The sequence below is a fragment of the Escherichia sp. E2586 genome, assembly GCF_005781105.1.
Lineage (GTDB): Bacteria > Pseudomonadota > Gammaproteobacteria > Enterobacterales > Enterobacteriaceae > Escherichia.
Genome location: NZ_VATN01000006.1, coordinates 395,836 through 420,863 on the forward strand (window position 1 = coordinate 395,836; position 25,028 = coordinate 420,863).

Annotated in this window: 23 protein-coding genes, 6 tRNA genes and 1 other RNA gene; 15 read left to right on the plus strand and 15 right to left on the minus strand. The window is 51.3% G+C overall.

Annotated features, from left to right (window positions below; translation table 11 throughout):
• Positions 1–202 precede the first annotated feature (202 nt).
• From FEK50_RS07000 to FEK50_RS07015, 3 genes are all read right to left on the minus strand, one after another.
• Positions 203–2,392, minus strand: coding sequence for a sensor domain-containing phosphodiesterase (locus FEK50_RS07000; RefSeq protein ID WP_130207356.1), 2,190 nt, complete (start codon positions 2,390–2,392; stop codon positions 203–205).
• Positions 2,393–2,600: 208 nt separating this feature from the next.
• Positions 2,601–2,676: transfer RNA gene (locus tag FEK50_RS07010), tRNA-Ala, on the minus strand.
• Positions 2,677–2,715: 39 nt separating this feature from the next.
• Positions 2,716–2,791: transfer RNA gene (locus FEK50_RS07015), tRNA-Ala, on the minus strand.
• A gap of 220 nt (positions 2,792–3,011) precedes the next feature.
• Here FEK50_RS07015 and FEK50_RS07020 point away from each other — a divergent pair.
• Positions 3,012–3,371: a YfeC-like transcriptional regulator gene (locus tag FEK50_RS07020; protein ID WP_130207360.1), complete on the plus strand. Its 360-nt coding sequence runs from the start codon at positions 3,012–3,014 to the stop codon at positions 3,369–3,371.
• Position 3,372: 1 nt separating this feature from the next.
• Entirely contained in the window at positions 3,373–3,765 is a 393-nt protein-coding gene (locus tag FEK50_RS07025) for a YfeC-like transcriptional regulator (RefSeq protein WP_131162075.1), read from the plus strand.
• A gap of 52 nt (positions 3,766–3,817) precedes the next feature.
• On the opposite strand, the gene gltX is transcribed toward FEK50_RS07025, so the two are convergent.
• Complete coding sequence (gene gltX, locus FEK50_RS07030) at positions 3,818–5,233, minus strand: glutamate--tRNA ligase (RefSeq protein WP_131162076.1); 1,416 nt, start codon at positions 5,231–5,233, stop codon at positions 3,818–3,820.
• Between the two features lie 258 nt (positions 5,234–5,491).
• Here gltX and FEK50_RS07035 point away from each other — a divergent pair.
• From FEK50_RS07035 to FEK50_RS07060, 6 genes are all read left to right on the plus strand, one after another.
• Positions 5,492–5,567: transfer RNA gene (locus tag FEK50_RS07035), tRNA-Val, on the plus strand.
• A 44-nt stretch (positions 5,568–5,611) separates the two neighbouring features.
• Positions 5,612–5,687, plus strand: a tRNA-Val gene (locus FEK50_RS07040).
• A 46-nt stretch (positions 5,688–5,733) separates the two neighbouring features.
• A tRNA-Val gene (locus tag FEK50_RS07045) sits at positions 5,734–5,809 on the plus strand.
• Between the two features lie 4 nt (positions 5,810–5,813).
• Positions 5,814–5,889 (plus strand) — tRNA-Lys (locus tag FEK50_RS07050).
• 30 nt (positions 5,890–5,919) lie between these two features.
• Positions 5,920–6,045: non-coding RNA, RtT sRNA (locus FEK50_RS07055), on the plus strand.
• Positions 6,046–6,396: 351 nt separating this feature from the next.
• Positions 6,397–7,395 (plus strand): bile acid:sodium symporter family protein, encoded by a 999-nt coding sequence (locus tag FEK50_RS07060; RefSeq protein WP_131162077.1) that lies wholly within the window; start codon positions 6,397–6,399, stop codon positions 7,393–7,395.
• On the opposite strand, the gene FEK50_RS07065 is transcribed toward FEK50_RS07060, so the two are convergent.
• From FEK50_RS07065 to zipA, 3 genes are all read right to left on the minus strand, one after another.
• Positions 7,392–7,610, minus strand: coding sequence for a DUF3820 family protein (locus FEK50_RS07065; RefSeq protein ID WP_130260674.1), 219 nt, complete (start codon positions 7,608–7,610; stop codon positions 7,392–7,394). The two genes, FEK50_RS07060 and FEK50_RS07065, sit on opposite strands and share 4 nt — an antisense overlap.
• Position 7,611: 1 nt before the next feature.
• On the minus strand, positions 7,612–9,627 hold the full coding sequence (ligA, locus tag FEK50_RS07070; protein WP_130257430.1) for an NAD-dependent DNA ligase LigA: 2,016 nt from the start codon (positions 9,625–9,627) through the stop codon (positions 7,612–7,614).
• A gap of 70 nt (positions 9,628–9,697) precedes the next feature.
• Positions 9,698–10,678, minus strand: coding sequence for a cell division protein ZipA (gene zipA / locus FEK50_RS07075; protein ID WP_135524378.1), 981 nt, complete (start codon positions 10,676–10,678; stop codon positions 9,698–9,700).
• 229 nt (positions 10,679–10,907) lie between these two features.
• Here zipA and cysZ point away from each other — a divergent pair, with 229 nt between their 5' ends.
• From cysZ to crr, 5 genes are all read left to right on the plus strand, one after another.
• On the plus strand, positions 10,908–11,669 hold the full coding sequence (gene cysZ / locus FEK50_RS07080) for a sulfate transporter CysZ (RefSeq protein WP_130260671.1): 762 nt from the start codon (positions 10,908–10,910) through the stop codon (positions 11,667–11,669).
• 184 nt (positions 11,670–11,853) lie between these two features.
• A complete protein-coding gene (cysK, locus tag FEK50_RS07085; RefSeq protein WP_000034402.1) occupies positions 11,854–12,825 on the plus strand; it encodes a cysteine synthase A in 972 nt (323 codons plus the stop codon).
• A 382-nt stretch (positions 12,826–13,207) separates the two neighbouring features.
• Positions 13,208–13,465, plus strand: coding sequence for a phosphocarrier protein Hpr (gene ptsH, locus FEK50_RS07090; RefSeq protein ID WP_000487600.1), 258 nt, complete (start codon positions 13,208–13,210; stop codon positions 13,463–13,465).
• A gap of 44 nt (positions 13,466–13,509) precedes the next feature.
• Complete coding sequence (gene ptsI / locus FEK50_RS07095) at positions 13,510–15,237, plus strand: phosphoenolpyruvate-protein phosphotransferase PtsI (protein WP_000623129.1); 1,728 nt, start codon at positions 13,510–13,512, stop codon at positions 15,235–15,237.
• Positions 15,238–15,277: 40 nt separating this feature from the next.
• A complete protein-coding gene (gene crr / locus FEK50_RS07100; RefSeq protein ID WP_000522247.1) occupies positions 15,278–15,787 on the plus strand; it encodes a PTS glucose transporter subunit IIA in 510 nt (169 codons plus the stop codon).
• Positions 15,788–15,828: 41 nt separating this feature from the next.
• Here the strand turns inward: crr and pdxK are convergent, their stop codons facing one another.
• The gene (gene pdxK, locus FEK50_RS07105) at positions 15,829–16,680 is read right to left on the minus strand and encodes a pyridoxine/pyridoxal/pyridoxamine kinase (RefSeq protein ID WP_130257428.1); all 852 of its coding nucleotides are present in this window, start codon (positions 16,678–16,680) and stop codon (positions 15,829–15,831) included.
• Positions 16,681–16,783: 103 nt separating this feature from the next.
• On the opposite strand from pdxK, the gene FEK50_RS07110 reads away from it, so the two are divergent.
• Positions 16,784–17,152: a YfeK family protein gene (locus FEK50_RS07110; RefSeq protein WP_130260669.1), complete on the plus strand. Its 369-nt coding sequence runs from the start codon at positions 16,784–16,786 to the stop codon at positions 17,150–17,152.
• 2 nt (positions 17,153–17,154) lie between these two features.
• On the opposite strand, the gene cysM is transcribed toward FEK50_RS07110, so the two are convergent.
• The 7 genes from cysM to murR all read right to left on the minus strand — a co-directional run bounded on the left by cysM (position 17,155) and on the right by murR (position 23,959).
• Positions 17,155–18,066 carry a cysteine synthase B gene (gene cysM / locus FEK50_RS07115; RefSeq protein WP_130216852.1) on the minus strand — a complete coding sequence of 304 codons (912 nt, stop codon included), beginning with the start codon at positions 18,064–18,066 and terminating at the stop codon, positions 17,155–17,157.
• A 133-nt stretch (positions 18,067–18,199) separates the two neighbouring features.
• Positions 18,200–19,297 (minus strand): sulfate/thiosulfate ABC transporter ATP-binding protein CysA, encoded by a 1,098-nt coding sequence (gene cysA, locus FEK50_RS07120; protein ID WP_131162078.1) that lies wholly within the window; start codon positions 19,295–19,297, stop codon positions 18,200–18,202.
• The gene (cysW, locus tag FEK50_RS07125) at positions 19,287–20,162 is read right to left on the minus strand and encodes a sulfate/thiosulfate ABC transporter permease CysW (RefSeq protein ID WP_064526347.1); all 876 of its coding nucleotides are present in this window, start codon (positions 20,160–20,162) and stop codon (positions 19,287–19,289) included. Before cysW ends, cysA begins: the two co-directional genes overlap by 11 nt.
• Positions 20,162–20,995 (minus strand): sulfate/thiosulfate ABC transporter permease CysT, encoded by an 834-nt coding sequence (gene cysT / locus FEK50_RS07130; RefSeq protein WP_000458420.1) that lies wholly within the window; start codon positions 20,993–20,995, stop codon positions 20,162–20,164. Before cysT ends, cysW begins: the two co-directional genes overlap by 1 nt.
• On the minus strand, positions 20,995–22,011 hold the full coding sequence (gene cysP, locus FEK50_RS07135; RefSeq protein WP_131162079.1) for a thiosulfate/sulfate ABC transporter substrate-binding protein CysP: 1,017 nt from the start codon (positions 22,009–22,011) through the stop codon (positions 20,995–20,997). The genes cysT and cysP overlap by 1 nt, the downstream gene beginning before the upstream one ends.
• A 170-nt stretch (positions 22,012–22,181) precedes the next feature.
• Complete coding sequence (ucpA, locus tag FEK50_RS07140) at positions 22,182–22,973, minus strand: SDR family oxidoreductase UcpA (protein WP_000517431.1); 792 nt, start codon at positions 22,971–22,973, stop codon at positions 22,182–22,184.
• A gap of 128 nt (positions 22,974–23,101) precedes the next feature.
• Entirely contained in the window at positions 23,102–23,959 is an 858-nt protein-coding gene (gene murR, locus FEK50_RS07145; protein ID WP_131162080.1) for an HTH-type transcriptional regulator MurR, read from the minus strand.
• A 171-nt stretch (positions 23,960–24,130) separates the two neighbouring features.
• Here murR and murQ point away from each other — a divergent pair, with 171 nt between their 5' ends.
• Positions 24,131–25,027: an N-acetylmuramic acid 6-phosphate etherase gene (murQ, locus tag FEK50_RS07150; RefSeq protein ID WP_131162081.1), complete on the plus strand. Its 897-nt coding sequence runs from the start codon at positions 24,131–24,133 to the stop codon at positions 25,025–25,027.
• Position 25,028: the final 1 nt, after the last annotated feature.

The window sequence follows — 25,028 nt, forward strand, 5'->3', positions numbered from 1 at the left end:
TAATTCCCCGGCTTCAGTTTGTTGACAAAGTGTGCTCTGTTTATGCCGGATGTGGCGTGAACGCCCTACCCAGCCTACAAAACAACGCAAATTCAATAAATTGTGTTTCCATGTAGGCCTGATAAGCGCAGCGCATCAGGCAATTGTCCGTTTGTCATCAACCTCAAATGCCGGGGATAATTCCCCGGCATTTTTACGCCTGTTAATCAACTAATGGTTGCGGGCGACCAATTAAATACCCTTGCAGATATTGCACCCCGAGCTTATGCAATAGCGCCTGCTGCTGTTGCGTCTCGACAAACTCCGCGACCACACTCAATGACTTCGCTTTCGCCAGATCGGTAATTGATCTCACTATCATCGCATCCAGTGTATTAGTGACGATATCCTTAACGAAGACGCCATCAATCTTGATGATATCAGCCTGCAAACGTTTTAACCGTTCGTAGTTGGCATAGCCTGTGCCAAAGTCATCAATCGCAATACGGAAGCCAAACTTATGCAGTTGTTCGATATTGTACATACTGCTTTCTGCGTTAGAAAACGCCTGCTCCTCGGTGATCTCAATAATCACAGCCTCCGGGGAGACACGGTAACGTTTAAACAGACGAATAATTCGCCCGGCGATATTCTTTTGCAGCAGAGTGAGCGGCATTAAATTGACTGAAAAGCGCGGGCCTTTCTTGTCACAAGGGTGGGTTGCCAGCCACTTCAGCAGGGATTCCAGCACCTGTAAATCGAATCGCGCGCTAAGGTTAAACTGAGCAATAAGGGGCAGAAACTTATCCGGGGTCATAATGCCGCCGTCATACTTCAGTCGCGCGAGGATCTCATCATAACCTTCACCCTCTTTGTTGCGAATTGGCTGGGCGTAGAGAAGCAAATCACCCTGATCTAACGCCGTGCGAATGGTATTCAGCAATAGCACCTGTTTAGTGGTCTGCCCGGAAACCATCTCCTCTCTGCTGTCCAGCGCCAGCACATGATGATGTGCGCAGGATTGCTCCGCCAGCCAGCTTAACTGCCCCAGCATTGGCTGCAGAGTATCCTGATTACCGTCAAAACGTCCCCAGGCAGCACCATAGCCCATATCCAGCCCGGTATTGTTCCAGTGGATTTGCCGACTGTTGAGAATGTTAACCATATGCTGTAACCGCCCTTCCGTTTCCGGCCCGGTCAGTACCAACAGCAATTCGCTCCCCGGCAATTGATACAACTTTTCGTTTTCCTGCATCAACGGCAGCAATGTACGGTAAATTGAGCGAATACAATGAACGCGCATCATTAACCCGTAATGGCGACTCATAAACTCAAGATTATCAATGCGCAGACAGCAAAAACTCTTACCAGCCTCTTGCTCCTGCGATTGCTCCAGTGCGCGAAAGTTGGGTAATAGCGTTAACGGATCGGTCAGTGCCTGCAAATGCCAGCGACGGTTAAGCCATTCGCTACGATAATAAATGCGTACCATATAGAGCAGGCAAACGCTAAAGGAAATCAGCACTGCGAGAATAAATGCCAGCGAATATTCGGTTAGTACCCCTTGCAAAAAGTTCTGGTTGTAATTCAGAAGGCAAAGCGTTGAAACAGCCCAAGTGAGATTTAAAAACGGATAGCGAAGCTTACCGACACCGAGGGTAAAGATGATAAAGAAAACAGGTACCAGATAACCGGCAATAAAGTCATTTTCATACGGTGTGCACATCAGAAGTAGCAGCACGCTAAGAGCTGCCAGCCAGCTTAAGGTAAATGCGCGTTTCTCTTTGCTCAACGACGGAGCGATATCCCTACGCCACAATATCTGTGCAAAGTGGGGACTTACAATCATGCGGGTGAGATAGTAAAAAAGCATGTTGTAAATCAGCACTGCGGTGAAAAGGCTTAGCAAATCAACGACCGTGAAAATGGCATCCGCATCGCCGAAAAAGGTAGATATCTTTAGCGGGAAATCAAAGAAGCTCCCCACAAGATACATGCTGCATTTGATGCCGATCGGTGTCACCAAACCAAGCCAGAACAGACGTTGCCAGACATATCGGCTGGTCAATCCATAACGCCAACGCGTCCCCAGCTGCCAGCGTAATATTGCGCAGGCACACAACACGACAAACGTCTGGCTGCCGAGCATGACCGCGGTCTGTAAAAAAGAGAGATGAAAGTTCCACAGATTGGTGCAAAACATCCCGCATAAAACAGGAACGACACCGCGCCAGCCAAAGATAAACAAGATTGACAGCATTACGCACAGTGGCATCCACGCCAGGAAAATATAGCTGGAATGGATAACAGCAAGTGGCGAGATAAAACGGGATAGCTGAATAAGTACCACGGTGAGCGTAAACGCTAGTGCAAATATCTTGATATTTTTTATCAGGTTATGCTCCACAAACATGAGTACACTACTCTCACTGATCGGGGTTTTAAGGCACACAAATAATATGTTTATTCGCATCGCGAAGCAAACAGGGACCGACCTGTTGCCGATATTTCATCCAATGATGTTTCCAACAGGCAACACTAACCTGGAAGGTAGACTGTATTACAAAAGCGGCAAAAAGCAGAGACAAAAAACCCCCGCTTCGCAGCGAGGGTTTGAAATTTGGTGGAGCTAAGCGGGATCGAACCGCTGACCTCTTGCATGCCATGCAAGCGCTCTCCCAGCTGAGCTATAGCCCCACGAGTCGTTTACGTACCAAATTTGCTGGGTGCAAAATTTGGTGGAGCTATGCGGGATCGAACCGCAGACCTCCTGCGTGCAAAGCAGGCGCTCTCCCAGCTGAGCTATAGCCCCATCACGTAAAGCTTGTCGAGTTGACGGGCGGCATCATATGAATTCCGCCCGAATGTGTCAACGGCAAATTGCAAGGCGTAGTTTCAATCGCTGAAAAATCAGGCAAATGAACTATTTTGGATAGTCGCTCGCATTCAGTAGTTATTCCTGTCACGGTTTCTTGTAAAGTGGTGTTATAAAATGAACCACTAATAGACCCGCAATCATTCAGGGAATTGTTATGTTCAAGGAGAGGATGACGCCAGATGAACTTGCCAGGCTGACCGGTTATAGCCGCCAGACCATTAATAAATGGGTACGCAAGCAAGGCTGGACGACATCACCAAAACCAGGTGTCCAGGGTGGCAAGGCCCGGCTGATTCACGTCAATAAACAAGTTCGTGAATATATTCGTAATGCAGAACGTCCGGACGATCAAAGAGAGGCACCTGAACTGTCTGCCGATACGCCTCTTGAAGTGCTGCTGGTGACGCTGGCGAAAGAGATGACGCCTCTTGAACAAAAACAGTTTACATCCTTGCTTCTGCGGGAAGGGATTATCGGATTATTACAACGCTTAGGGATTCGCGACAGCAAATAATATGAAAAGATTACGTAATAAAATGACCACCGAAGAGCTGGCGGAATGCCTGGGTGTGGCTAAACAAACTGTTAACCGTTGGGTCAGAGAAAAAGGCTGGAGAACGGAAAAATTTCCCGGCGTGAAAGGAGGTCGTGCCAGACTTATTCTGGTCGATTCGCAGGTTTGCGAGTTTATTCAGAACACGCCTGCGTTCCATAACACACCAATGTTGATGGAAGCTGAAGAGAGAATTGCCGAATACGCTCCTGGAGCACGCGCCCCGGCGTATCGACAAATTATCAACGCGATAGATAATATGACTGACATTGAGCAGGAAAAAGTCGCGCAATTTTTGTCACGTGAAGGAATTCGCAATTTCCTCGCCCGTCTCGATATTGACGAATCAGCATAAATAAAAAAACGGCAGGATATTATCTCCTGCCGTTTATCTTTTTATACGCTAATTACTGCTGATTTTCGCGTTCAGCAATAAAGGCCAGCGCTTTGTTGATACGCTCAATGCTACGTGTCTTACCGATCGCGTGAACGGTAACGTCCAGTGCCGGGGACTGCCCTGCACCGGTTACGGCTACTCGCAGCGGCATCCCAACTTTACCCATGCCCACTTCCAGTTCATCCGCCGTTGCCTGAATTGCGTGGTGAACATTTTCCGCCGTCCAGTCAGTGATAGCAGACAGTTTATCGCGCACTACTTCCAGCGGCTGGCGCGCTACCGGACGCAGATGTTTTTTCGCGGCGTCAGCATCGAACTCAGCAAAATCTTCGTAGAAATAACGGCAGCTTTGCGCCATCTCTTTGAGCGTTTTGCAGCGTTCGCCCAGCAGTTTCACCAGCTCAGCAAGCTGCGGGCCGTTACGGGTATCAATATTTTCCTGCTCGATGTGCCACTGTAAGTGAGTAGCTACATACTCCGGCGGCAGCGCGTTAATATAGTGATGGTTCAACCACAGCAGTTTGTCAGTGTTGAACGCACTGGCAGATTTGCTGACGGCATTCAGGGTGAAGTACTTGATCATCTCTTCACGGGTGAAGATTTCCTGATCGCCGTGGGACCAGCCCAAACGCACCAGATAGTTCAACAGTGCTTCTGGCAGATAGCCGTCGTCGCGGTACTGCATTACGCTGACTGCACCGTGACGTTTGGACAATTTTTTACCATCATCACCGTTGATCATAGAAACGTGCGCGTAAACCGGTACGGGCGCTTTCAGTGCTTTCAGGATGTTGATCTGGCGCGGCGTGTTGTTGATATGGTCTTCACCACGGATGACGTGAGTGATTTCCATATCCCAGTCGTCAACCACCACACAGAAGTTATAGGTCGGAGAACCATCGGTACGGCGGATAATCAGATCATCCAGCTCCTGGTTGCTGAACTCGATCGGACCACGGATCTGATCGTCAAAAACAACGGAACCTTCCTGTGGGTTAGCAAAACGTACAACGCACGGTTCATCATCAGCGTGATGTTCATGGCTGTGGCGGCAACGGCCGTCATAACGCGGCTTCTCGCCTTTTGCCATCTGCTCTTCACGCAGCGCATCGAGGCGCTCTTTAGAGCAGTAGCATTTATAGGCAGTACCCTCTTCCAGCATCTGATCGATCACCGCGTTATAGCGATCGAAACGTTTGGTCTGGAAGTACGGGCCTTCATCCCACTCCAGACTCAGCCAGTTCATGCCATCCATAATGGCTTCGATAGCTTCCGGCGTGGAACGCTCAAGATCGGTGTCTTCAATACGCAGCACGAACTCACCGCCGTGGTTACGTGCAAAAAGCCAGGAGTAAAGAGCAGTACGCGCGCCGCCAACGTGCAGATAGCCTGTTGGGCTTGGCGCGAAGCGAGTTTTGATTTTCATGAAATGGCCTTACGTTTAGAAAGATGCCGACAACCGGCAAATCCTGGAAAAATTGAGTGGGCGATATTCTATCACTCCAGCCTGATTCCTCAATGTAGTTCGGGTTGCTACCTTACGCATTATTGTTTTCGTTGACAAATTGCGCAATACGGTCTGTTTTGTGATCGCCTTGCTTAAATTTACGACGAACGAACAATTTCTTTAGAAAATGCGTTGACTCATTTCCAACTCTCCCTATAATGCGACTCCACACAGCGGGGGTGATTAGCTCAGCTGGGAGAGCACCTCCCTTACAAGGAGGGGGTCGGCGGTTCGATCCCGTCATCACCCACCAACTACTTTATGTAGTCTCCGCCGTGTAGCAAGAAATTGAGAAGTGGGTGATTAGCTCAGCTGGGAGAGCACCTCCCTTACAAGGAGGGGGTCGGCGGTTCGATCCCGTCATCACCCACCACTTTCTCGCCAGCTAAATTTCTTGTAAAAATGTGAAGTACCGAAGTGGGTGATTAGCTCAGCTGGGAGAGCACCTCCCTTACAAGGAGGGGGTCGGCGGTTCGATCCCGTCATCACCCACCACTTCGGGTCGTTAGCTCAGTTGGTAGAGCAGTTGACTTTTAATCAATTGGTCGCAGGTTCGAATCCTGCACGACCCACCAATGTAAAAAGGCGCCCTAAAGGCGCCTTTTTGCTATCTGCGATACTCAAAGATTCGAACCTGCAGCAGGTTCGGGTTGAGCGCAGCGAAACAACGGAGCCGCTTGCGGCGACGGCCCGAAGGGCGAGCGAAGCGAGTCATCCTGCACGACCCACCAATGTAAAAAAGCGCCCTAAAGGCGCTTTTTTGCTATCTGCAATACTCAAAGATTCGAACCTGCAGCAGGTTCGAGTTGAGCGCAGCGAACTCCGTGTAACATTCTTTATTCAATAAAATACCCGTTCTAAAACCAGCGCTGACCACGCTAAAACTGCTATGTACATCAGCAGTAATAACCTTCTGTGATTTTTTCGGCTGTCACATAGTTTCCTCAGTTAACAGCCCCTATTTGCCAACCAGGTGAAGCTCCCTCTGACTTCCCATTACCACGCACAAATTGATAAGCAATTCAGTTTTATTTATCAATCAGAACAACGCACAATGAAAGCATCGGTCATCTGGAGTCTTTATGAAACTTTTTCGTATCCTCGATCCTTTCACTTTAACCTTGATCACGGTGGTATTGCTGGCTTCTTTCTTTCCGGCCAGCGGCGGTTTTGTCCCCTTCTTTGAAAATCTGACCACGGCAGCTATTGCCCTGTTGTTCTTTATGCACGGTGCGAAGCTGTCGCGTGAGGCGATAATTGCTGGCGGTAGTCACTGGCGATTGCATTTGTGGGTAATGTGCAGCACCTTCGTACTGTTTCCGATTCTGGGCGTACTGTTTGCCTGGTGGAAACCGGTAAATGTCGATCCGATGCTCTATTCCGGTTTTCTCTATTTGTGCATTCTCCCGGCTACCGTGCAGTCTGCAATCGCCTTTACTTCAATGGCGGGCGGTAATGTCGCGGCGGCGGTTTGTTCTGCGTCGGCATCCAGCCTGCTGGGGATTTTCCTTTCGCCGTTGCTGGTCAGTCTGGTAATGAATATCCACGGAGCAGAAGGCAGTCTGGAACAGGTCGGTAAGATTATGTTGCAACTACTGCTGCCGTTCGTGTTGGGACATCTTTCTCGCCCGTGGATTGGTAACTGGGTCGCACGCAATAAAAAGTGGATAGCAAAAACCGACCAGACATCCATTCTTTTGGTCGTTTATACGGCATTCAGCGAAGCCGTCGTTAACGGCATCTGGCACAAAGTCGGTTGGGGTTCGCTGCTGTTTATTGTGGTAGTTAGCTGCGTATTGCTGGCTATTGTGATTGTGATTAACGTCTTTATGGCGCGTCGACTGGGTTTCAATAAGGCAGATGAAATCACTATCGTCTTCTGTGGCTCGAAAAAGAGTCTGGCGAATGGTATTCCGATGGCGAACATTCTGTTCCCCACATCGGTGATCGGTATGATGGTACTGCCGTTGATGATTTTCCATCAGATCCAACTGATGGTCTGCGCGGTGCTGGCGCGTCGTTATAAGCGCCAGACCGAGCAACTACAGGCGCAGCAGGAAAGCAGCGCCGGAAAAGTTTAAAGCGGACGTTTCAGGGGCTGGACCAGTTGCGCCAGCCCCTCGGTTTTAATCAGCAACGTGATTTGCATTAACTCACCGAGTTTGCCTGCCGGAAACTCATCTTTGCGGGCAAACCACAGCAGATACTCTTCCGGCAGGTCGATTAAGCGACGCCCTTTGTACTTGCCAAACGGCATCACCGTATTGGCAATTTCAATCAGCTGCTCTTTTTCCACCTCAGCTCCCCAGCAAACGCAGCATTTCAGCTTCGTCGATGACTTCAATACCCAGTTCCTGCGCCTTCGCCAGTTTAGAGCCTGCAGCTTCTCCGGCAATCACCAGATCGGTTTTCTTCGACACGCTGCCCGCCACTTTCGCGCCCAGTTCGACCAGTCGAGCTTTAGCGTCATCACGCGACATCTGACTTAAGCTACCGGTGAGCACCACAGTTTTACCGGCAAACGGGCTGTCGATCTCTTCCGCGTTAATCACCACCGGCGCAGGCCAGTGAACGCCTTCCGCCAACAGCTCGCTGATGACATTGCGGTTGCTTTCTTCGGCAAAGAAGTTGTGAACATGAGATGCCACCACGATCCCGACGTCTGGCACTTTTTGCAGCTCTTCAATCGAGGCTGATTCCAGCGCTTCCAGCGTGCCAAAATATGCCGCCAGACCGGCTGCGGTAGCCTCACCGACTTCACGGATGCCAAGGGCATAGAGGAAGCGGGCAAAGGTGGTTTCTTTCGCTTTTTCCAGCGCGTTAACCACATTTTGTGCCGATTTCGGCCCCATTCGCTCCAGTCCGGTAAGTTTGCCTGCGGTGAGTTTGAACAGGTCCGCCGGAGTGTGAACGTATTCTTTTTCAACCAGCTGGTCGATAATTTTGTCACCCATGCCATCAACGTCCATCGCACGACGGGAAACAAAGTGTTTCAGCGATTCTTTACGTTGAGCACCGCAAATCAGGCCACCAGTACAGCGAGCAACCGCTTCACCTTCCACACGTTCCACGTCAGAACCACATACCGGGCAATGCGTCGGGAATACAACCTCACGGGTATCTTCCGGGCGTTCAGAAAGCACGACGTTCACCACTTGTGGGATCACGTCACCTGCGCGGCGAATCACCACTTTATCGCCAATGCGTAAACCGAGACGTTCAATTTCGTCGGCATTATGTAGTGTGGCGTTGCTCACCAGCACGCCTGCAACATGGACAGGTTCCAGACGCGCAACGGGCGTAATCGCACCTGTACGCCCAACCTGAAACTCTACATCGCGCACAAAAGTCATTTGTTCCTGCGCAGGGAATTTAAACGCAACAGCCCAGCGCGGGGCGCGGGAAACAAAGCCAAGTTGCTCCTGCTGCGCCAGCGAGTTGACCTTAATGACTACACCGTCAATATCAAAGCCCAGCGTCGGGCGGTCTTCTTCCACTTTGTGGTAAAACGCCAACACGTCTTCTGCTGATTCGCAAAGCGTTACCCGATCGCTGACTGGTAATCCCCACGCTTTAAACTGCATTAAGCGGCCCAGATGAGTATCCGGCAACTCGCCACCTTCCAGTACGCCAACGCCATAGCAGAAGAAAGTAAGCGGTCGCTTCGCAGTAATACGCGGATCAAGCTGGCGCAGAGAACCTGCCGCCGCATTACGTGGGTTAGCAAACACTTTTCCGCCCGTGCGTCGCGCCTCTTCGTTAATCTTCTCAAAGCCCGCCTGCGGCAGGAACACTTCACCACGCACTTCCAGACGTGCTGGAATATTCTCACCATGCAGTTTCAGCGGAATGGCGCGAATGGTACGCACGTTAGACGTGATGTCTTCCCCAGTAGTGCCATCGCCACGGGTTGCCGCGCTTACCAGTACACCATTCTCATACAGAATGCTGACGGCAAGCCCATCGAGCTTTAACTCGCAGCACCAGGTCACTTTTTCGTTGCTTTTCAGACGATCCTGTACGCGTTTGTTGAAGGCGAGAAAACTCTCTTCATCAAATACGTTATCCAGCGACAGCATTGGTACTTCATGACGGATCTGGCTAAAGGCTGCCAGCGGCGCAGCACCTACACGTTGGGTAGGTGAATCAGGGGTAATCAGCTCTGGATGTTTGGCTTCCAGCTCACGTAACTCGCGCATCAGCCTGTCGTATTCAGCGTCGGGAATTTCCGGCGCATCCATCACATGATAAAGATATTCATGGTGGCGAAGCGTCGTTCGCAGTTCTGTCAGTTGTTGTTCGATTGATTCCATATCGCACCATCAATGCTAAAAACCCCCGACAAGCGGGGGTTCGAAAAGAAGTTAATTTGCCTTAAGTGTATCAGGCGTTGGCGTCTTTGACTTCGCGGATGATGTCCTGATACTCGCGCAGTTTCTGCGGAGTCATCATACGGCGCTGATCGTCAAGCACTACGCCGCCTACTTCATCGGCAATATGCTGCGCGGATTGCAGCATCAGCTTGAAGTTTTGCAGTTCATCACCGTAAGACGGCACCTGCATGAAGATAGTGACACCCGGCATTGTGAAATCCTTCATTTCAGGATCAAAGGTTCCCGGTTTCACCATATTCGCCAGGCTGAATAACGCCGGGCCGCTGCCATCCGGGCTAAGATGGCGATGATAAATATTCATATCGCCAAAGATAAAGCCCGCCTGTTGAATGCTATTAAGAAGCAGTTCACCGTTCAGCTCGCTACCGTGATGCGCCGCGACGTTCATGATGATCACCGCTTCTTTGCGCTTCGGCTTATCCATCACAGGCGCTGGTTCAGCTACAGGTTCAGGCTGCGGTGCCGCTACAGGTTCCGCGGTCTGGAAAGTAGGCTGCGGAGCTGGAGGCACCTGCGAAACAACCGGCTGTTCAGGCTGCGGCGGGTAAGCCGGCTGCTGTACTGGCTGCGGTTGTTGCACTGGCTGCGGTTGCTGAACAGGCTGCGCTGAATGCGGAGCATGTTGCGGCGGTACCTGCGCTTCAGGCGGCTGCTGAACCGGTTGACGCGGTTGCGCAGACGCATAAGGCGGTTGGTACTGGTGTTGCGGCGACGGACGAGCAGCCTCATGCTCCTGGGCGTTAGCCGGGGCATGATTTACGCGGTGAACACGAACCTCACCAACGCCCTCATCATCTTCGACATCCTCGTCATAAGAATCGTCGTCACGTTTTGACTTCATTCGTTTTAGTGGCCGATCGCGAAACATAGAAGATCGTTCTTTACGGCTGGTCCAGAAACCATGTACCAGTAAAGCGATTATGGCGATCGCGCCAACAATGATTAATATCAGACGCAAATCCTGCATCATTATATTCTCTGTTGTTCTAACACCTTGCCACCACGGCAAACATTTACTCACTAAGAGTATTTGTCGATTACCTCAAGTGCAAGTGCACTATTAACTTTCACAGCACAAAGATAGATGAAATCGTGCTTTTTGCTGGTTTTTCGAACATATCCTAACTGTCCATTGCGCAAATACCCGGTAAAATACGCAGAACTTTCCTGGGATTGGTCAAAAGGAGCATATCCTGATTATGGTTTCAACATTCACATCTGCCTCACGCAGCGGTTTTTACTATTTTGCGCAAGGCTGGAAGCTCGTCTCGCAACCTGGGATTCGCCGTTTTGTCATCTTACCGCTGTTGATCAATATCTTGTTGATGGGAGGCGCGTTCTGGTGGCTCTTTAGCCAGCTGGATGTTTGGATCCCGTCGTTAATGAGTCACGTACCTGACTGGCTGCAATGGTTGAGCTATTTGCTGTGGCCTGTAGCGGTTATCTCCGTGCTACTGGTTTTTGGCTATTTTTTCTCCACCATCGCCAACTGGATTGCCGCACCATTTAACGGTTTGTTGGCTGAACAACTGGAAGCAAGACTGACTGGCGCTACGCCACCGGATACCGGTATTTTCGGCATCATGAAAGATGTGCCGCGGATTATGAAACGTGAATGGCAAAAGTTTGCCTGGTATCTGCCGCGCGCGATTGTATTGCTGATCCTTTACTTCATCCCTGGCATTGGGCAAACCGTTGCACCGGTGCTGTGGTTCCTGTTCAGCGCCTGGATGTTAGCCATCCAGTACTGCGACTATCCGTTCGATAACCACAAAGTGCCATTCAAAGATATGCGCACTGCCCTGCGCACGCGCAAAATCACTAATATGCAGTTTGGTGCTTTAACCAGCTTGTTCACGATGATCCCGGTACTCAACCTGTTCATCATGCCGGTGGCCGTTTGTGGCGCTACGGCGATGTGGGTCGATTGCTACCGCGCTAAACATGCATTATGGCGGTAACAATTTACCGATTATTTTGTAAACATTATGTGTGGAACAGGGGTGGCTTATGCCGCCCCTTATTCCATCTTGCGAGCCATTATTTCCCTTCTGCATATAGATATGCTAAATCCTTACTTCCGCATATTCTCTGAGTGGGTATGCTACCTGTTGTATCCCAATTTCATACAGTTAAGGACAGGCCATGAGTAAGATTTTTGAAGATAACTCGCTGACTATCGGTCACACACCGCTGGTTCGCCTGAATCGCATCGGTAACGGACGTATTCTGGCGAAGGTGGAATCCCGAAACCCCAGCTTCAGCGTTAAGTGCCGTATCGGTGCCAATATGATTTGGGATGCCGAAAAGCGCGGCGTACTGAAGCCGGGCGTTGAGTTGGTGGAGCCAACCAGCGGCAATACCGGGATTGCACTGGCGTATGTGGCTGCCGCTCGCGGTTATAAACTCACTCTGACCATGCCGGAAACCATGAGTATTGAACGCCGCAAGCTGCTCAAAGCGTTAGGTGCAAACCTGGTGCTGACCGAAGGTGCTAAAGGCATGAAAGGTGCGATTCAAAAAGCGGAGGAAATTGTTGCCAGCAATCCAGAAAAATACTTGCTGCTGCAACAATTCAGCAATCCGGCAAACCCGGAAATTCATGAAAAAACCACCGGCCCGGAGATCTGGGAAGATACTGACGGTCAGGTCGATGTGTTTATTGCTGGTGTCGGCACTGGCGGTACGCTGACCGGCGTCAGCCGCTACATTAAAGGCACCAAAGGCAAGACTGACCTCATCTCTGTTGCCGTAGAACCAACCGACTCTCCCGTTATCGCCCAGGCGCTGGCAGGTGAAGAAATCAAACCCGGGCCGCATAAAATCCAGGGCATCGGTGCTGGCTTTATCCCGGCTAACCTTGATCTCAAACTGGTCGACAAAGTTATTGGCATCACCAATGAAGAAGCCATCTCTACTGCGCGTCGCCTGATGGAAGAAGAAGGCATTCTTGCCGGGATCTCTTCCGGCGCGGCTGTTGCTGCGGCGTTGAAACTACAAGAAGATGAAAGCTTTACCAATAAGAATATTGTGGTTATTCTTCCATCATCGGGTGAGCGTTATTTAAGCACTGCACTGTTTGCCGATCTCTTTACCGAGAAAGAATTGCAACAGTAATGCCAGCTTGTTAGAAATGCGTAAAAAAGCACCTTTTCAGGTGCTTTTTTGTGGCCTGCTTCAAACTTTCACCCCTCCTGGCATTGATTCAACTTGTCGGAACTGGTATTTAACCTGACTAATTATTTTGATGCGCGAAATTAATCGTTACAGGAAAAGCCTTAGCTGAATCGATTTTATGATTTGGTTCAAGTCTTCCTTTAGCGGCATAATGTTTAATGATGAACGAAACGTCAGCGGCCAACATCCGCCAGCAATGGACTGTATAGAGCACTTCGTGCGTCGCGTCTGTTAAAACTGGCGCTAACAATACAGGCTAAAGTCGAACCGCCAGGCTAGACTTTAGTTCCACAACACTAAACCTATAAGTTGGGGAAATACAATGTTCCAGCAAGAAGTTACCATTACCGCTCCGAACGGTCTGCACACCCGCCCTGCTGCCCAGTTTGTAAAAGAAGCTAAGGGCTTCACTTCTGAAATTACTGTGACTTCTAACGGCAAAAGCGCCAGCGCCAAAAGCCTGTTCAAACTGCAGACTCTGGGCCTGACTCAAGGCACCGTTGTGACTATCTCTGCAGAAGGCGAAGACGAGCAAAAAGCGGTTGAACATCTGGTTAAACTGATGGCGGAACTCGAGTAATTTCCCGGGTTCTTTTAAAAATCAGTCACAAGTAAGGTAGGGTTATGATTTCAGGCATTTTAGCATCCCCGGGTATCGCTTTCGGTAAAGCTCTGCTTTTGAAAGAAGACGAAATCGTCATTGACCGGAAAAAAATTTCTGCCGACCAGGTTGATCAGGAAGTTGAACGTTTTCTGAGCGGTCGTGCCAAGGCATCTGCCCAGCTGGAAACGATCAAAACGAAAGCTGGTGAAACGTTCGGTGAAGAAAAAGAAGCCATCTTCGAAGGGCATATTATGTTGCTCGAAGATGAGGAGCTGGAGCAGGAAATCATAGCCCTGATTAAAGATAAGCACATGACCGCTGATGCAGCTGCTCATGAAGTTATCGAAGGTCAGGCTTCTGCCCTGGAAGAACTGGATGACGAATACCTGAAAGAGCGTGCGGCCGACGTACGTGATATCGGTAAGCGCCTGCTGCGCAACATCCTTGGGCTGAAGATCATCGACCTGAGCGCCATTCAGGATGAAGTAATCCTGGTTGCCGCTGACCTGACGCCGTCTGAAACCGCACAGCTAAACCTGAAGAAGGTGCTGGGTTTCATCACCGACGCGGGTGGCCGGACTTCCCACACCTCTATCATGGCGCGTTCTCTGGAACTGCCAGCCATCGTGGGTACCGGTAGCGTCACCTCTCAGGTGAAAAACGACGACTATCTGATTCTGGATGCCGTAAACAATCAAGTTTACGTCAATCCAACCAATGAAGTTATTGATAAACTGCGCGCCGTTCAGGAGCAAGTTGCTTCTGAAAAAGCAGAGCTTGCTAAACTGAAAGATCTGCCAGCAATTACGCTGGACGGTCACCAGGTCGAAGTGTGCGCTAACATCGGTACTGTTCGTGACGTTGAAGGTGCAGAACGTAACGGCGCTGAAGGCGTTGGTCTGTATCGTACCGAATTCCTGTTCATGGACCGCGACGCGCTGCCAACCGAAGAAGAACAGTTTGCTGCTTACAAAGCGGTGGCTGAAGCGTGTGGCTCACAGGCAGTTATTGTTCGTACCATGGACATTGGCGGCGATAAAGAGCTGCCGTACATGAACTTCCCGAAAGAAGAGAACCCGTTCCTCGGCTGGCGTGCTATCCGTATCGCGATGGATCGTAAAGAGATCCTGCGCGATCAGCTTCGCGCTATCCTGCGTGCCTCTGCTTTCGGTAAATTGCGCATCATGTTCCCGATGATCATCTCTGTTGAAGAAGTGCGTGCACTGCGCAAAGAGATCGAAATCTACAAACAGGAACTGCGCGACGAAGGTAAAGCGTTTGACGAGTCAATTGAAATTGGCGTAATGGTGGAAACACCGGCTGCCGCGACAATTGCGCGTCATTTAGCCAAAGAAGTTGATTTCTTTAGTATCGGCACCAATGATTTAACGCAGTACACTCTGGCAGTTGACCGTGGTAATGATATGATTTCACACCTTTACCAGCCAATGTCACCGTCCGTGCTGAACTTGATCAAGCAAGTTATTGATGCTTCTCATGCTGAAGGCAAATGGACAGGTATGTGTGGTGAGCTTGCTGGCGATGAACGTGCTACACTTCTGTTGCTGGGGATGGGTCTGGACGAATTCTCTATGAGCGCCATTTCTATCCCGCGCATTAAGAAGATTATCCGTAACACGAACTTCGAAGATGCGAAGGTGTTAGCAGAGCAGGCTCTTGCTCAACCGACAACGGACGAGTTAATGACGCTGGTTAACAAGTTCATTGAAGAAAAAACAATCTGCTAATCCACGAGATGCGGCCCAATTTACTGCTTAGGAGAAGATCATGGGTTTGTTCGATAAACTGAAATCTCTGGTTTCCGACGACAAGAAGGATACTGGAACTATTGAGATCATTGCTCCGCTCTCTGGCGAGATCGTCAATATCGAAGACGTGCCGGATGTCGTTTTTGCGGAAAAAATCGTTGGTGATGGTATTGCTATCAAACCAACTGGTAACAAAATGGTCGCTCCGGTTGACGGCACCATTGGTAAAATCTTTGAAACCAACCACGCGTTCTCCATCGAATCTGATAGCGGCGTTGAGTTGTTCGTTCACTTCGGTATCGACACTGTTGAACTGAAAGGCGAAGGCTTCAAGCGTATTGCTGAAGAAGGTCAGCGCGTGAAAGTTGGCGATACTGTGATTGAATTCGATCTCCCGCTGCTGGAAGAGAAAGCCAAGTCTACCCTGACTCCGGTTGTTATCTCCAACATGGACGAAATCAAAGAACTGATCAAACTGTCCGGTAGCGTGACTGTGGGCGAAACCCCGGTTATTCGCATCAAGAAGTAATTCTTGCCGCAGTGAAAAATGGCGCCAATCGGCGCCATTTTTTATGCTTCCGCCAACGGCGGCAAAATCAATTCATCGCTCTCATGTTGCTGGGTGTAGCGCATCACCTCCAGTACGCGTAAGCCTGCGCTATGTACCGCGTCAGTTAATTCCTTACCTTTCAACAAGCCACTGATGAGCTGGGCGCAAAACAGATCGCCTGTTCCTTTAAGGTCCGTCTTTACCCGAGAATGGGAAATGACATTCACGCTGTCGGCACTGACCACTACCACCTGCATCTCCTGATTTTCTTCGTTACCAGAGGCGCTGGTAATAACCACCCATTTTAATGTGTCTGAAAGCAAACTTTTTGCTGCGGCAATGGCGCTGTCGAGATCGCGGCAGTTTTTACCGGTCAGGATTTCCAGCTCAAAGATATTTGGCGTAATTCCCTGCGCCAGTGGCAACAAATATTGCCGATACGCCTCCGGAAGATCAGGTTTGACGTAGATACCGCTATCAATATCGCCAATGACCGGATCGACCATAATCAATAAGTCAGGATGGTTTTCGCGTAATACAGTCAGCCACTCGGCAAGTATTTTGATTTGCGACGCGGTTCCCATATAACCGGTGGTGACAGCGCGCAGCTGGCGCAGCGCATCACGCTCCTGTAGTGCGCGTAAATATCCGCTAAACCATTCGTCCGGAATCGCACCACCGTAGAACGTATCATAATGTGGCGTATTGCTGAGCAACACGGTCGGCACGGCAAAGACATTCAGGCCGTTCTGTTTAATAGCAGGCACGGCAATGCTGTTGCCTACGCTGCCATACACCACCTGCGACTGCACAGCGACAATATCCGCCTGCAACGCTCTGCTCTTATCGTTAAACAACAACAAACTACTCATTTAATTTTTCTCCTTGCCGATGATCCTCATCGCATCCCAACCGAAACTTTACCTGATTTTGGCAGTCAAATCGGCTATCACAAAACAAGGATATGGTAATTCAGTGAAGAAAATCATTTGTCTGGTCATTACGCTGCTAATGACACTCCCCGCTTACGCGAAGTTAACTGCCCACGAAGAAGCCCGCATCAACGCCATGCTGGAGGGATTAGCACAGAAAAAGGATTTGATATTTGTGCGCAACGGTGATGAACATACCTGCGATGAAGCAGTTTCGCATCTGAAGTTGAAGCTCGGCAACACGCGCAACCGCATTGATACCGCCGAGCAGTTTATTGATAAGGTGGCTTCGTCATCATCGATTACCGGTAAGCCGTATATCGTGAAGATGCCCGGTAAGAGCGATGAAAATGCACAACCTTTTTTACATGCGCTGATTGCGCAGACGGATAAAACAGTGCCTGCGCAATAATCTTAAATCCCCGCCCCCTGGCTAAAGTGCTCTTCCCCGAATACCCCGGTGGAAAGGTAGCGATCGCCGCGATCGCAGATGATCGCCACCACCACCGCGCCGGGGTTAGCTTTTGCCACGCGTATCGCGCCAGCAACCGCACCGCCAGAGCTTACGCCGCAGAAAATCCCTTCCCGCACCGCCAGTTCGCGCATGGTGTTTTCCGCATCGCGCTGATGAATATCCAGCACCTCATCCACCAGCGAAGCGTTAAAGATGCCAGGCAGATATTCCGCAGGCCAGCGGCGAATGCCCGGAATACTGCTGCCCTCTTCCGGCTGCAGGCCGACAATCGTCACCGGTTTGGATTGCTCACGCATAAAGCGTGACACGCCGGTAATGGTGCCAGTTGTCCCCATGCTGGAGACAAAATGAGTGATACGCCCGCCGGTTTGCTGCCAGATTTCCGGCCCAGTGGTGGTGTAATGCGCATAAGGGTTATCGGGATTATTGAACTGATCGAGCAGCTTGCCTTCACCACGATTCGCCATTTCAAGCGCCAGATCGCGCGCACCTTCCATGCCCTGCTCTTTGGTGACAAGAATCAGTTCCGCACCATAAGCACGCATCGCCGCACGGCGTTCCTGACTCATGTTGTCGGGCATCAGCAACTTCATGCGATAGCCTTTTAGCGCGGCAATCATCGCCAGCGCAATGCCAGTATTGCCACTGGTGGCTTCAATCAGCACGTCGCCCGGTTTAATTTCCCCGCGCTTTTCCGCCTCGGCGATCATCGATAGCGCCGCACGATCTTTCACCGAGCCTGCCGGGTTATTGCCTTCCAGTTTTAACCACACTTCACTGCCGTTATCCGGCCCCATTCGCTGCAACTTCACCAGAGGCGTATTGCCAATTGTTTGTTCTAATGTACTCACGATCTCTGTCCATACGTGGTGTTGCCTGATGCGACGCTTGCGCGTCTTATCAGGCCTACAGGTTACAAACCTTGCCATTAAAAAGCCCGGATCGCGGGAAGCGCCTCCGGGCGTTTAACATTCACTCAACCTATCAGGCGCTTTGTGCGAGAGCAAGTTCCTCATCGCGGGTTTCAATACGCTCGTCGCCGTTATACAGCCGCGCATGTTGCAGGCCAACGAATAAACGCTCGCCACGCTGCGGGGCATCGTCGCCATGCATCACCACGGTTAGTGGGTCTTCATACCACCCCAGCGGCTGCACGACTAATTGGGTGTAGTGACCTTTCGGGCTGGCTTCCAGCACCTGGACCGGCAGTGGCGATTCAAGGCTGGTGCGGCGGCTGATATCCACTTCCCACGGGCGCAGGAAGAGATCCACCGGCCCCTGATACGCAGGTGTATACCCCAGCGGCCAGCGATGTGCACCAACGTGGAACTGCCCGCCGCGAATGGTTCCCTGCAGGCGGTTTACTTCGCCCATAAATTCGAGCACAAAACGGGTCGCCGGTTCTCGCCATACCTGCTCCGGCTCATCGGCCTGTTCGATATTGCCCTGACTCATCACCACCACGCGGTTGGCGACTTCCATCGCTTCTTCCTGGTCGTGGGTAACGAACACGCTGGTGAATTTCAGCTCTTCGTGCAGTTGACGCAGCCAGCGACGCAGCTCTTTACGCACCTGCGCATCCAGCGCGCCAAACGGTTCATCAAGCAGCAGAATTTGCGGTTCCACGGCAAGCGCGCGCGCCAGCGCTACACGCTGTTTCTGGCCGCCGGAAAGCTGGGCCGGATAACGATCCGCCAGATGGGCAAGCTGCACCATCTCCAGCAATTTTGTCACTTTCGCTTTGATCGCCGCGGCATTCGGGCGCTCGCGACGCGGCAGCACCGTCAGGCCAAAGGCGATATTGTCGAACACCGTCATATGACGGAACAGCGCGTAATGCTGAAACACGAAACCGACTTTACGATCGCGCGCGTGCAGACGGCTAACGTCGGTGCCGTGGAAGCGAATATGCCCACTGGTTTGATGCTCCAGCCCGGCAATAATGCGCAGCAGCGTGGTTTTCCCGGAACCGGACGGCCCCAGCAACGCGACCATCTGACCAGAAGGAATATCCAGTGAGATATCGTTCAGCACCTGGGTGCGACCAAATGACTTCTTAATATTGGCAATCTCAATGCTCATGATGTTCCTCCTGCTGCGCGCGTTTTTCCTGATTTTCCAGGCGCCACTGCAACATACTCTTTAAAAACAGGGTGATAATCGCCATCAGCGTCAACAGCGCAGCAGCGGTAAAGGAGCCGACGGTGTTGTAGTCCTGCTCCAGCAATTCAATCTGTAACGGCAGCGAAAGTGTTTCGCCGCGAATCGAGCCAGAAACCACCGATACCGCGCCAAACTCGCCAATTGCGCGGGCGTTGGTCAGCACCACGCCATAAAGCAGCGCCCAGCGAATATTCGGCAATGTGACGCGGCGGAACATCTGCCAGCCAGACGCGCCAAGCAAAATCGCCGCTTCGTCTTCCTGGCTGCCCTGGCTTAACATCACCGGCACCAGCTCGCGCACCACAAACGGGCAGGTGACGAAGATAGTGACCAGCACCATTCCCGGCCACGAGAACATAATTTGCAGATTATGTTCATCAAGCCAGCCGCCCAGCGGGCCGTTAGAGCCGTAGAACAGCAGATACACCAGGCCTGCGACCACCGGAGAGACGGCAAACGGGATATCCAGCAGCGTCAGCAGCAACTGACGCCCAGGAAAATCAAAACGTGTCACCAGCCAGGCCAGCAGGATGCCGAATACCAGGTTCACCGGCACGGCAATCAGCGCAATCATCACCGTTAGCCAGATGGCGTGCAGCATGTCCGGGTCAGCCAGATTCTGTAAAACTGGCATCAGCCCTTTGCTGAATGCCTGCACGAAGATGTAAATCATCGGCACCAGCAGGATGAACGCCGAAACCAGCATCCCGATGCCAATCAGAAACCATTTGCCCCAGTTAATCGGGCGCGCGTCATAACGCTTCAATTGGGTAACTTCCGCCATTAATGACCTACCACACGCCGACCAAAGCGACTTTGCAGAGTATTAATTGAGAACAGCAGCAGCAGGGATGCCGCGAGGATCACCGAAGCAATCGCGCTCGCCGCCGGGTAATCAAACTCCTGTAAGCGAACAAAAATCATCAGCGACGTCACTTCCGTCTTCCAGGCGATGTTCCCGGCGATAAATATCACCGCGCCAAACTCACCGAGGCTGCGGGTAAACGACAGCGCCACACCCGCCACCAGCGCCGGAGAAAGCTCCGGCAGCACCACTTTGCAGAAACTCTGCCAGCGCGTTGCGCCGAGCGTTTCTGCCGCTTCTTCATATTCCGGGCCTAACTCTTCCAGCACCGGCTGCACAGTACGCACCACAAACGGAATGCTGGTAAAGGCCATCGCCACCGCAATCCCCAGCCAGGTATAGGTGACTTTGATATCAAACTTCGCCAGCCATTCACCGTAAAAACCGTTCACAGAAAAGAGCGAGGCCAGCGTCAAACCGGCAACTGCCGTTGGCAGCGCAAAGGGTAAATCCATCAGTGCATCAAGCAGCGTGCGGCCAGGGAAGCGATAACGGGTTAAAATCCACGCCATCAGCAGGCCGAAAACGCCGTTAAAAATCGAAGCCACAAACGCCGACAGCAGCGTCACTTTGTAGGCCGCGACCACCTGCGGGTTGGTGATCACTTCCCAGTATTGCGCCCAGCTCATCTCAGAGAGCTGCATCACCAGCGCGGAGAGCGGCAGCAATAAAATCAGGCACACAAATAGCAGACTGGTGCCGAGGCTTAAGGTAAAGCCCGGCAGCACGCGTCTTGATGAAACTGCAAACATCAGTTACGCCCCGCCGCTAACAGCTTGTCTAACTCGCCGCCGCTGGTGAAGTGGGTTTTCATCACTTCCGGCCAGGAGCCAAATTTGTCTTCCACGCGGAACAGCTCGGTCTGCGGGAATTTATCTTTCAGTTTGTCCATGACTTCCGGGTTATTCACGCGGTAGTAATAGTCGGTGATGATGGTTTGCGCCTGCGGGCTGTAGAGCCAGTTCAGGTAGGCTTTTGCGGCTTTTTCTGTGCCGTTGGCCTGCACGTTTTTATCGACCCATGCCACCGGAAATTCCGCCAGAATGTTGGTTTTCGGAATCACCACTTCGAAGCCCTGCGCTTCATACTGTTTACGGATGTTGTTCACTTCCGATTCAAAGCTAATCAGCACATCGCCCAGGCCGCGCTCGGCAAAGGTGGTAGTTGCGCCACGACCGCCGGTATCGAACACTTCAACGTTTTTCAGGAACTGGGTCATAAACTGTTCGGTTTTGGCTTTATCGCCACCGTCGGCTTTATCCGCTGCGCCCCACGCAGCTAAATAGGTGTAACGCGCGTTACCGGACGTTTTCGGGTTCGGGAAAATCAGCTTCACGTCGGAGCGCACCAGATCGTTCCAGTCGTGGATATTCTTCGGGTTGCCCTTACGCACCAGGAAGCCCATGGTGGAGTAGAACGGTGAGCTATTATTCGGCAGGCGCGACTGCCAGTCCGCCGGGATCAGCTTGCCTTTGTCGTGCAGGATTTGTACGTCGGTCACCTGGTTATAAGTGACAACGTCTGCTTTTAAGCCCTGCAAAATCGCCAGCGCCTGTTTTGATGACCCGGCATGAGATTGTTTTATCGTCAGTTTGTCGCCGCCGTTATCTTTTGCCCATTGTTGCTCAAACGGCGGATTCAGGGCAGCAAACAGCTCGCGGGAGACGTCATAAGAACTATTGAGCAATTCCGTTGCCTGTACATGGCCTGCCAGCAGCAGAGTAGCAACCAGTGCGAGATATTTCTTTTTCAGTAAGTTAACGGCCATTGCGCACCCTTATAAATTTAATGACTTTCTAATAGCCATCATATTTATAACGGACGTGAAAGGAGTAACGGTTTTATATACCGTTTGGTGATTTGGAAGTTGAAAAGGGAATAAGAACCGGGTTCAAAACGAAATCCTCCCCACGAATGCAGGGAGGAAACAGAAGGAAATCAGATACCGACGCTTACCGTCTCCGGCAGTGTGCTGCCGCCATCAATCACATTCTGTGTACCGGTTAAATAGCTGGATTCATCCGATGCGAGGAAGGCCGCGAGCTCGCCGACTTCCAGCGGATCGGCGAGGCGACGCATCGGGATTGCTTTTGCCATTTCAGTCAACACCGATTCTGGATCTTCCGGGTTCGACTGACGGGCAATACTTTCCGCCATTGGCGTGCGCACGTAGCCCGGACAAATCGCATTTACGCGAATACCAGACTGCGCGTACTCCACCGCCAGCGATTTAGTCAGGCCAACAATCGCCGCTTTCGTTAAGGCATACGCCGTTTCGCCAGGATCGGCCACCATATCGCCAGTGACCGAAGACATCATCACAATGCGGCCATCTTTGCGGGCAATCATCTCCGGCAGCACCGCCTTTGTGACGTTCCATACGCCTTTAATATTGATATCAATATGGAAATCGCGATCGTCATCGCTCATATCGAGGAAACTACCCAGGCGACAAACGCCTGCGTTATTCACCAGGATATCAATGCGCCCTTCTTTTTCCTTCGCGCGCTTGATAGCAGCGGCTACCGACGCCGGGTCACGCACATCGGCGACAACCGCCGTACAGCGATGACCACGACCACACAGTTCGTCCGCCAGCTTTTCGATCTCAGGGGAGATATCCAGCAAGATTAGATTCGCGCCATGACGTGCAAAAGTTCTGGCAATTCCTTCGCCAATTCCCTGCAATGCGCCTGTAATCAGTGCTGTCTTGCCCGTGAGTTTACCCATTTTAATGCTCTCCTTGTTAATACAGAGCGTTACACTCCATTCCCTCTGAAAATACAGGATAAACAAAATATTGCTGCGTATCAGCTCACTAATTCAGGAAAATCTCAATCCAGTCGCTGCTTTATGCATCATTTCAGGCGTTGTGTTAGCTCACTGCTGCGCTCAATCATTTTCAATGACTCCACATCATTGAGTTGCACAAGGCCAACAAACAGTAAATCGGTAACAGAATTTTGCGCCGTGCGGGTGGACATCGACGAGCTACGCCATTCGGTTTCGCCGGAAACGGTATCGAGCGTGAAATGCGCCAGCCGCCGCAGCGGAGAGTCAGTCAGAGAAGTAATGGCAATCACCGTTGCCCCCTGCTTTCGTGCCGCTTCTGCGCACAAGACAATCTCTTTTTTACTGCCGCTGTAAGAGATAGCGATTTGTACATCGCCTTTTTTTAACGCCTGGGAAACGGTGGCTTGTACGTGCGTGTCGGCTTCGCAGGCCACGCGATAGCCAATTTTCATCAGTTTGAACGACAGATCGCGCCCCACCAGCGCCGATCCGCCCAGGCCCGTTATCTGAATAAATGGCGCTTTACTGATGACATCAATGATTTTTTGCAGCCGCGCGTAATCGAGCAACGCGCAGGTTTGCTCCAGCGCTAGCTCTTTTTCGCGATTCAGTTTGCGCGCGATCACTTCCAGCGAATCATCACTGGTAATCGAACTGTGCAGGTGCAGTGCCGTGGCATTCGTTTTCTCCCGGCTGGCACTGTATTCGCCAATTAACGCCATACGCAATTCAGTAAACCCTTGCGCGCCGAGTTTCTGAGCGAACTTCACAATACTCGACTGGCTAATACCGAGCTGTTTCGCCATATTTCGTGAAGAAACAGATTTCAGTTCGCTCACCCTGGCCTGCAGAAAGTCGGCTATCTTTTGCTCATTTTCAGTAAAGTCACTTTCTGCATTGCGTAATTTTGTCAGGTACAACATCTTCCACTCCCTCACCACATCCTGCGCGCAGCATAGCACACGGATTTTGCCCTTTGACGCTCTTCACACTCTGTGATTTCAGACTCAATGATTCCTTTAAAGCTAGCAAATTGAGATATATGATTCCATCAATATGCAATTATTTGATTGTGAATACTAAGGTCACCACTGATGCAACTTGAAAAGATGATTACAGAAGGCTCGAATGCCGCCTCGGCTGAAATTGACCGCGTTTCGACGCTGGAAATGTGCCGGATTATCAACGATGAAGATAAAACCGTACCACTCGCCGTTGAGCGCGTACTGCCAGATATCGCAGCGGCGATCGATGTTATTCACGCCCAGGTGAGCGGCGGCGGCCGTCTGATTTACATCGGTGCGGGGACTTCTGGTCGTCTGGGTATTCTTGATGCCAGCGAGTGCCCTCCCACCTACGGCGTGAAACCGGGCCTGGTGGTTGGTTTGATTGCTGGGGGCGCATATGCCATTCAGCACGCGGTGGAAGGCGCGGAAGATAGCCGGGAAGGCGGCGTTAACGATCTGAAAAATATTAATTTAACTGCACAGGATGTGGTGGTCGGTATTGCCGCCAGCGGTCGTACGCCGTATGTGATTGCCGGACTGGAATACGCCCGCCAGCTCGGTTGCCGCACGGTCGGTATTTCCTGTAATCCGGGAAGCGCGGTTTCCACCACCGCAGAGTTTGCCATTACGCCAGTCGTCGGGGCTGAGGTAGTTACCGGTTCTTCGCGAATGAAAGCTGGCACGGCGCAGAAACTGGTGCTCAATATGCTCTCCACCGGTCTGATGATTAAGTCAGGCAAAGTGTTCGGCAACCTGATGGTCGATGTGGTCGCCACCAATGAAAAACTGCATGTACGCCAGGTCAATATCGTCAAAAACGCCACCGGATGTAGCGCTGAGCAAGCGGAAGCGGCATTGGTTGCCTGCGACCGCCACTGTAAAACGGCTATTGTGATGGTGCTGAAAAATCTCGATGCCGCAGAAGCTAAAAAACGCCTGGATCAACATGGCGGCTTTATTCGCAAAGCTCTGGAAAAGGAATAAC